The sequence below is a fragment of the Streptococcus parasanguinis genome, assembly GCF_001073155.1.
In the GTDB taxonomy this organism is placed as follows: domain Bacteria; phylum Bacillota; class Bacilli; order Lactobacillales; family Streptococcaceae; genus Streptococcus; species Streptococcus parasanguinis_D.
The window spans coordinates 1-7,815 of record NZ_JVEE01000024.1 but is presented as its reverse complement, the minus strand read 5'-3'; the positions used below and the strand labels follow the sequence as shown (position 1 = coordinate 7,815).

Genomic DNA, 7,815 nt, shown 5'->3' with positions numbered 1-7,815 from the left:
CAAAAAAACTCCAAACGCGATACAATTAAGGTGTTCAAGCCAATTGTAAAGCGAAAGGAGAAAAATATGGCTCAAAAATCACATAGTTTATCACACACAAAATGGATGTGTAAATATCACATTGTGTTCACCCCTAAGTATAGACGAAAAGTGATCTATAATCAATATCGAAGTAGTTTGGGAGAAATATTCCATAGATTATGTAGTTATAAAGGTGTTGAGATTATCGAAGGCCATTTAATGCCAGATCATGTTCATATGTTGGTAAGCATTCCACCTAGAATTAGTGTTGCAAGCTTCATGGGATATTTAAAAGGTAAAAGTGCTCTAATGATGTTCGATAAACACGCAAATCTGAAATATAAGTTTGGAAATCGACATTTTTGGGCAGAGGGATATTATGTAAGTACAGTTGGCCTCAATGAAGCCACAATAAAGAAATACATTCAGGAACAAGAGCGAAAAGATATTGCTTTAGATAAGTTGAGTGTAAAAGAATATGAAGATCCCTTTAGGGATAGTAGCAAGTAGTACGTATACCTCTTTGAGAGGTCTGTGACGAGTCAAATGCAATAAGGCTTGAACAAAGTGAAAGCCAGCGTCTTTAGGCGCTGGCTAGTTATCTGGGCTTATAGCCCTGGTACAAACCACCCGTTTGACGGGTGGTCATGATTTAGGAGGCTATTGATTTTCTATTTTTGATAGGTTTTTACGACCCAATCGACCCCTTCATCTGCCGTGAGAGTATAGACGGGATTTTGACTCGTTTCATAAAAAGTCATCGAGAGAGTTTTGCCATCCACGAATACTTCGATGGAGTTGGTATCGCGAATGATCGAAAAATGATGATCTTTTTCAGCATCCAACTGAATCCATCTCGATTGAAATGCTGGATTTTCTTTTCCAGAAATGGGGTGCCCAAATTGGTCTCGACTGAAGCTAAAACGTTTTTGAGAGGCGTCGTAAATCAATCGCAAGACACTATCAGGATCAGTTTCATCGCCATAACCTAAGATAAAGGAGCAACCCGGTTTGGCATCAAGTTCAAACAAGGTTTGTTTCCCTCTCGCTGGGATCGTGATCTGATTGCCCTGAACAATGGTTTCTGACGCATGCTCTACAAGAAAGTGTTCTTTCACTGACTCAGGTAACTCCTGAACCAATCGTCCGTCTTTCAGAGACAATTTTCTTGGAAGAGTCATACTACCTGCCCACCCATGAGCTAAATCATGACTGGGGATAGACCGGTGCCACATTTGCATCCAGGCAACCAGGTATCGTTCACCATTTGGTCCTTGACAAGTTTGAGGGGCATAGAAATCCAAACCGCCATCCATTTCATCATAGGAATCGACATGAAAGTGCCCTGTTTCCCAATTCATGTCACCGATAAAGGCAACCGTCGAATTTATGTTCCAGTATTTTTCTTGCTGCCTTTCCATTTCAATGGGAGACAGGATCAAGACCCATTTGCCATCTAAAGGGAAGAAATCGGGACACTCCCACATAATCCCTTGCCCTTTTTCACCTTCTAGAAGGAGTGATGTAAAGGTCCAATCTATTAGATTACTTGATGCAAATAGAAGAATTTGACCTCTGTCATCTGGCGTCTTAGAAGCAACGACAGCGTAATAGCTTCCTTGATATTCAAATACTTTAGGATCACGAAAATCTGCAATATCTGCGATCCCCTCAATATGTTGAGCATGGATCACTGGATTAGTAGGCAACTTTTCAAAGGTAATGCCATCTGTCGAAACCGCAAGACACTGAGTCTCCTCGCGCTTTTCCTCATCGTCTACATGACCCGTATACAGCAAATAGAGCTTGTCATCTTTCACAATAGCACTACCCGAGAAGCAGCCATCCTTATCATAGCTTTCACTTGGTGCTAAAGCTACTGGCAATTCTTCCCAATGGAGAAGATCTTTTGATTTGGCATGCCCCCAATGCATGGGACCCCAAACACTATCATAGGGATAGAATTGGTAAAACAAATGATATTCCCCACGGAAGTAAACAAAACCATTTGGATCGTTCATCCAGCCGATTGGAGGTAGCAAATGAAATGCTCCTCTATATTGCTGGTCAACCTTCTCCCTGTTTTCATCGATATACTGATTTACTTTTCGAATGCTTTCCTTCATCTTTTTCACCTATTTTCTATTTTCAATGCTGATAACCTGATCTTTGTCACTCCACTTCTTCATCCATTTGGGGATTTCTTGGCTGATGGTCGTCGGTAGAACCACATAAGCCTCCTTGCTCAAGTCTTCTGCAATGGCTGAATGGAGATAGGTCGCAACCACCACGCGCTCATAGAGACTGACCTGTGGAAATTGACCCGCAAACCCTGCGATCATCCCTGCCAAGGTATCCCCCATCCCACCTGTTGCTTGATAGGGGCCTCCAACATCTAGCTGATAGCCCTCTTCTTGCCCACTTGTCCAAATGCGGGTGTGAGGCCCTTTTTCTACAATGACAGTTCCTTTAGGAAAACTTTGAACCGCTTCTCGGCTTCTATCTTCAGTCTGGCTTGCTAGATCAATCCCTGACAGTTTTTCCCATTCTTTTTGATGAGGGGTAAAGACCAACTGAGCCTCTGGCAGGTCAAACTGAGAGGCTGCAAAAAGACTAATAGCTCCTCCATCTAAGATCAAGACCTGCTGGCTAGAGACTTGTTCAAAAATCATATTCAAGATTGCATGGTTTTCTCTTGCTTCCTTTAAGCCTGGACCGACAAGAATCACACCGGCTTTTTGAATTTGCTCACAAAGGAGTTGGTGATCGGCTAGATCAAAGCCCATAGCTTCAGGAAGATGGCTATGAAGGGCTGTCAGATTATCAGGATCTGTTGCGATAGTGACCAACCCCGCACCACTATGAACCGCAGCAAACGCCGCCATAATAATAGCTCCCCCATAGGGGTAAGTCCCGCCAACCAAGAGCAGGCGACCAAAATCGCCCTTATAAGATCTTGCCTCTCGCTTCACAATGACACGCTGAATCTCATCTTTTTGAATTGTTTTCATACCTTCCTCATTTCTAGCGAAAAAGGAGAAGCCACGACTCCCCCTCCTTCTTTTATTTTCCTCTGAATTCTGCGAAGACTTGCAAGATCTTAGCAGCCACAGCTTGTGGTTGATTTTGTTTGGCTACCAATTGATCATCCGCATAAGGCCGAAGGGCTGGAAAATCACCAATTTGAACTGCATAAAGAGCATTTTCAAAGAGCTCAATATCATTTTGATCATTGCCAAAAGCCACGAAATTCTCTCCACAGAGTTCTTCTACGGTTGTTGCTTTATGAGTGTCTCCTGGATTAAGATAGATGCATTTTTCATGCGCATGATAGCGGATATGGGCCTTATCTGTCGTTTCGATCCGCTCGATGATCTCATCCACGAGCTCCTCATGGCCACCCATATAGATCACGACCTTAATCGGATCTGTCAGCTCCTCTAACGAACGATACTGGGCTTTCTTGAGGGGATCTACATTAGCAACAAAAGGAATCTTTTCCAAAATCTGTCCGCTATAATCAAAGGTATCATCCACAAAAAATGGTAGATTGTAATGGCGACAAAAGCCAAGGACTTCCCGATACACATCCTTGTCCAATTGTTCCTCATATACCAATTGCCCCTGGCGATAGGCCAATCCACCATTTAAACCAATCACGAGTTGTTGACTCAATGGGTCCCCTAAAAGGCCCAAGCAGTCCCGGTAAGAACGTGCAGAAGCAAAGGCAACTTCATGGCCAAATTCTTCTGCTCTCAATAAGACCTGTTTGATTTCATCATCGATTGTGACACCATCGAATGACAGGGTTCCATCTAAATCAAATACAAACTTCATCTTGTTCACACTTTCATTTTTTTAAGGCACGAACAGCTGCTTCGTAGGTCTGCTCCATCAGCATGGTGACGGTCATAGGACCAACCCCTCCTGGTACCGGAGTAATATGACTGGCCAAAGGGGCAACGGATTCAAAATCGACATCCCCACACAATTTGCCATTCTCATCGCGATTCATTCCGACGTCAATGACAACGGCACCTTCTTTCACGAAGTCTGCTGTTACAAATTTCGCACGACCGATCGCAACAACCAAGATATCTGCTCTTCTAGCAATTTTAGGCAGATGATGGGTCCGAGAATGGGTCAAGGTTACCGTCGCATTTTTGGCGAGGAGCAACTGTGCCATTGGTTTTCCAACGATATTGGAACGACCAATCACGACTGCTCGCTTCCCTTCTAGATCAATCCCGTACTCTTTGAACATCTCCATGATCCCAGCGGGAGTTGAAGGCACCATGAGAGGATTTCCAGCCCACAAGCGTCCCATATTCAATGGATGAAAGCCATCCACATCTTTTGTCGGATCAATGGCTAAAAGGACTGCATCCGCATCGATATGCTTAGGCAGTGGCAACTGCACCAAAATCCCATGCCAAAGGGGATCTTGATTGTAGTGTTCGATCACTTCTAATAATTCAGCTTGGCTGATGCTTTCAGGAAGTCGTCTCACTTCACTCCGAAAGCCTGCCGCAATAGCAGAACGTTCTTTATTACGGACATAAACCTGACTAGCTGGATTCTCTCCTACTAAAATCACAACGAGTCCAGGCACAACTCCTGTCTCTTCTTTTAATCGTGCTGTTTTATTCGCAATCTCACCCTGTAATTTTGTAGCGAGCGCCTTCCCATCAATGAGTGTCGTCATATCAATTCTCTTTCTAGTCAAGTAATGAAAATAGTCCTCTCTATTATAGCAGATTTCAACTCTCAAACCTAACTGTTCCTATTTAGAATTTCCTATAGACGAAAACTATAACCAGATGGACAAAAAATGAGCTTGAGACCACCCCAAACTCATCCACTCAGCTACTTAGTAAAGTAATTCATAAATTTCCATTGCAATTAAATCAATGCTATCAAATGTATAGGTTTCACGCGCTTTGACATCACGAAGTGTAAAGGTTGAACCTTCTTCTTCATTGTGGTTGTAGGCTACTTCAGCGACAACAACACCGTTACGTTCAAAATTACGTTTTAAGTTTCCACCGTCTTTTGTCATCGTCTCCAAACGGTTAATAATCCGTACTAAATGTGATTCCATTTTATTTCTCCTCTTTACTTTCTACTCTCCTATTTTATCATAAAAGAGAAAGCTCTTCCAATAAAAATTCACATTTTTCCATTGATTTACTCTCTTCTTCACTCCTTAGTGACATTCCGTAGCAAATTCTTGCAAACTTCTAGAATACTGATATAATGAAACTATAAAACTTTGACTATTTTTGACCTTTTAAAAATAGGCTCGTCTCTTGATGGAAAACCATCAAAAACCTACTGTGAGGTATGTATATGCTTTGTCAAAATTGTAAAATAAATGAATCAACCATCCATTTATATACAAATGTAAATGGACGTCAGCAGCAAGTAGACCTCTGTCAAAATTGCTATAAAATTATGAAAACAGACCCAAATAACAGCTTCTTGAAAGGCATGACCCAACGGAGCCAACTCACTGGAGATCCTTTTGAAGATTTCTTCAATAACCTTGGAAACTTCCAAAGTCCGCAAGAACCTCAAACTCCTCCAACTCAATCTGGAGGCAGTTATGGAGGTGGCGGCTACGGCCAAAACAATAACCGTGGTGGTGGTCAAGACCCTCGTCAAGCACGCCCTCAAAAGCCAAAAGGACTGTTAGAAGAGTTCGGCATCAATGTCACAGAAATTGCCCGCAAAGGGGATATTGACCCTGTCATTGGCCGTGACGAGGAGATTATCCGTGTCATCGAAATTCTCAACCGTCGAACCAAGAACAATCCGGTTCTGATTGGAGAACCTGGGGTCGGAAAGACTGCTGTTGTGGAAGGCCTGGCTCAAAAAATCGTCGATGGCGACGTTCCACATAAATTGCAAGGAAAAGAAGTCATCCGCCTAGACGTCGTCAGCCTCGTTCAGGGCACAGGCATCCGTGGTCAATTCGAAGAACGCATGCAAAAATTAATGGATGAAATTCGTCAACGCGAAGATGTTATTCTGTTCATCGACGAAATCCATGAAATTGTTGGTGCAGGATCAGCTGGTGAGGGCAATATGGACGCTGGAAACATCCTCAAACCAGCCCTGGCGCGAGGAGAACTCCAATTAGTCGGTGCTACTACCCTCAATGAATACCGTATTATTGAAAAAGATGCGGCCTTGGAACGTCGCATGCAGCCCGTTAAGGTCGATGAGCCAACGGTTGAAGAAACCATCACCATCCTCAAGGGCATCCAGAAAAAATACGAAGACTACCACCACGTCCACTATACAGACGGGGCCATCGAAGCGGCAGCTATTCTGTCAAACCGCTACATCCAAGATCGCTTCCTGCCAGACAAGGCCATTGATTTGTTGGATGAAGCGGGGTCTAAGATGAACCTGACCCTAAACTTTGTGGATCCAAAAGTGATCGACCAGCGCTTGATTGAAGCGGAAAACCTCAAAGCTCAAGCAACCCGCGAAGAAGACTTTGAAAAAGCAGCCTACTTCCGTGACCAAATCGCGAAATACAAGGAAATGCAAGGTCAACATGTCACTGATCAGGAGACCCCTGTCATCAGCGAAAAAACGATTGAACACATCGTTGAACAAAAGACCAATATTCCTGTTGGTGATTTGAAAGAAAAAGAACAATCTCAATTGATCAATCTGGCTTCTGATTTGAAAGCCCATGTGATCGGTCAAGATGATGCTGTTGATAAAATTGCGAAAGCCATTCGACGCAATCGTGTTGGCCTAGGATCACCTAACCGTCCGATCGGAAGCTTCCTCTTTGTCGGACCTACCGGTGTCGGGAAGACCGAGTTGTCTAAACAATTGGCGATCGAGCTCTTTGGCTCTGCAGACAATATGATCCGCTTTGACATGAGCGAATACATGGAAAAACATAGCGTAGCGAAACTAGTCGGAGCTCCTCCGGGCTATGTTGGCTACGATGAAGCTGGACAACTAACGGAAAAGGTCCGTCGCAATCCATACTCTCTCGTGTTGTTGGATGAAGTGGAAAAAGCCCATCCAGACGTCATGCACATGTTTTTGCAAGTCTTGGATGATGGCCGTTTGACAGATGGTCAAGGCCGTACCGTCAGCTTTAAAGATACCATTATCATCATGACCTCTAATGCTGGAACCGGCAAAGCTGAGGCCAATGTTGGTTTTGGAGCTGCTCGCGAAGGTCGAACCAACTCTGTACTTGGAGAACTCGGTAACTTCTTTAGCCCTGAATTCATGAACCGTTTTGATGGCATCATTGAATTCCAACCTCTATCAAAAGAAAACCTTCTTCAAATCGTTACCCTCATGCTCGATGAAGTCAATCAACGTCTCGCACAAAATGAGATTCATCTGGATGTGACAGAGAAGGTCAAAGAAAAATTGGTCGATCTGGGATACGATCCAAAAATGGGGGCCCGCCCACTCCGTCGTACCATCCAAGACCATATCGAAGATGCTATTACCGATTATTACCTGGAACATCCAAGTGAGAAACAACTCAAAGCAGTCATGACCAGCAATGGGAAGATATCTATCAAGGCTGCTCACAAGCCAGTAGAACAGGCTTCAGAATCATAATAAGTAAATGTACATTCAGAGAGTGGGACAGAAATCGGTAATTCATTAGAATTCGATTTCGTCGTCCCACCTCCGCACAGTTGAGTAGGGCTGTAAAAGCTGATGAAATCAGCGTAGTAGAGTCCACTCAACCACTGCGTCTTGCTCGACAATCCAAAAATAATTGAGAGGCTAGGACTTTTGTCC

Annotated in this window: 8 protein-coding genes; 2 read left to right on the top strand and 6 right to left on the bottom strand. The window is 43.6% G+C overall.

Features of this window, described 5'->3' with window-relative positions; genetic code table 11:
• The first annotated feature begins 66 nt into the window (after positions 1–66).
• A complete protein-coding gene (tnpA, locus tag ADH92_RS03155; RefSeq protein ID WP_049497049.1) occupies positions 67–531 on the top strand; it encodes an IS200/IS605 family transposase in 465 nt (154 codons plus the stop codon).
• A gap of 161 nt (positions 532–692) precedes the next feature.
• Here the strand turns inward: tnpA and ADH92_RS03150 are convergent, their stop codons facing one another.
• From ADH92_RS03150 to ADH92_RS03130, 5 genes are all read right to left on the bottom strand, one after another.
• A complete protein-coding gene (locus ADH92_RS03150; protein WP_049497046.1) occupies positions 693–2,147 on the bottom strand; it encodes a glycoside hydrolase family 32 protein in 1,455 nt (484 codons plus the stop codon).
• Between the two features lie 9 nt (positions 2,148–2,156).
• The gene (locus tag ADH92_RS03145; RefSeq protein ID WP_049497044.1) at positions 2,157–3,032 is read right to left on the bottom strand and encodes an NAD(P)H-hydrate dehydratase; all 876 of its coding nucleotides are present in this window, start codon (positions 3,030–3,032) and stop codon (positions 2,157–2,159) included.
• 52 nt (positions 3,033–3,084) lie between these two features.
• Positions 3,085–3,858, bottom strand: coding sequence for an HAD-IIB family hydrolase (locus tag ADH92_RS03140; RefSeq protein ID WP_049497041.1), 774 nt, complete (start codon positions 3,856–3,858; stop codon positions 3,085–3,087).
• A gap of 13 nt (positions 3,859–3,871) precedes the next feature.
• Positions 3,872–4,726 (bottom strand): bifunctional methylenetetrahydrofolate dehydrogenase/methenyltetrahydrofolate cyclohydrolase, encoded by an 855-nt coding sequence (locus tag ADH92_RS03135; RefSeq protein ID WP_049497040.1) that lies wholly within the window; start codon positions 4,724–4,726, stop codon positions 3,872–3,874.
• A 165-nt stretch (positions 4,727–4,891) separates the two neighbouring features.
• Positions 4,892–5,122 (bottom strand): DUF1797 family protein, encoded by a 231-nt coding sequence (locus tag ADH92_RS03130; protein ID WP_049497037.1) that lies wholly within the window; start codon positions 5,120–5,122, stop codon positions 4,892–4,894.
• A 248-nt stretch (positions 5,123–5,370) separates the two neighbouring features.
• Between ADH92_RS03130 and ADH92_RS03125 the strand changes: the two genes are divergently transcribed.
• Complete coding sequence (locus tag ADH92_RS03125) at positions 5,371–7,629, top strand: ATP-dependent Clp protease ATP-binding subunit (RefSeq protein ID WP_049497034.1); 2,259 nt, start codon at positions 5,371–5,373, stop codon at positions 7,627–7,629.
• Here ADH92_RS03125 and ADH92_RS11305 read toward each other — a convergent pair.
• On the bottom strand, positions 7,596–7,815 hold a 220-nt coding region (locus ADH92_RS11305; protein WP_338322203.1), incomplete at its 5' end, for a hypothetical protein. The genes ADH92_RS03125 and ADH92_RS11305 overlap by 34 nt on opposite strands.